A 572-nucleotide genomic window follows, 5' to 3' on the forward strand; every position below is an offset into this window, starting at 1 on the left:
TTCCTACCGAAGAAGTGGTAGAGATGAGAGATGGTAAGAAGCGTAAGAGTGAGCGTAAGTTTTACCCTGGCTACGTTCTTGTCCAGATGGACATGGATGATGAGTCTTGGCACTTAGTTAAGTCGACTCCTCGTGTAATGGGCTTTATTGGTGGTACCGCTGAGCGTCCGGTACCAATTAGTGATCGAGAGGCTCAGGCAATTCTTCAGAAGATCGAGACGGGTGCTGAAACGCCGCGTCCGAAAACTCTGTTCGAGGCTGGGGAAGTTGTTCGTGTTGTTGATGGCCCGTTTGCTGACTTCAACGGTGTAGTTGAAGAAGTTGACTACGAAAAGAGTCGTGTGAAGGTTGCGGTACTTATTTTTGGAAGATCGACGCCGGTAGATTTAGAGTTTAGTCAGGTAGAAAAAGACTAAACTTTGCAGTTTTAAGTGTGCTCATTCTGCTTTTGTAGGATGGGCTTTTTGTGTCTGTTCGGGGAGCTCGTAGAGAGCGCTTGCACCCAAAGGAGATTGTAATGGCTAAAAAGATTGATGCTTACATCAAGCTGCAAGTTGCAGCTGGTCAAGCAA

Annotated in this window: 1 protein-coding gene; it reads left to right on the top strand. The window is 46.7% G+C overall.

Translation table 11 applies throughout. The features are described from left to right. A partial coding sequence (gene nusG, locus A3751_RS21035; RefSeq protein WP_068458785.1) for a transcription termination/antitermination protein NusG occupies positions 1 to 416 on the top strand: 416 nt, incomplete at its 5' end. Positions 417 to 572: the final 156 nt, after the last annotated feature.

The sequence above is a fragment of the Oleiphilus sp. HI0080 genome (assembly GCF_001635135.1).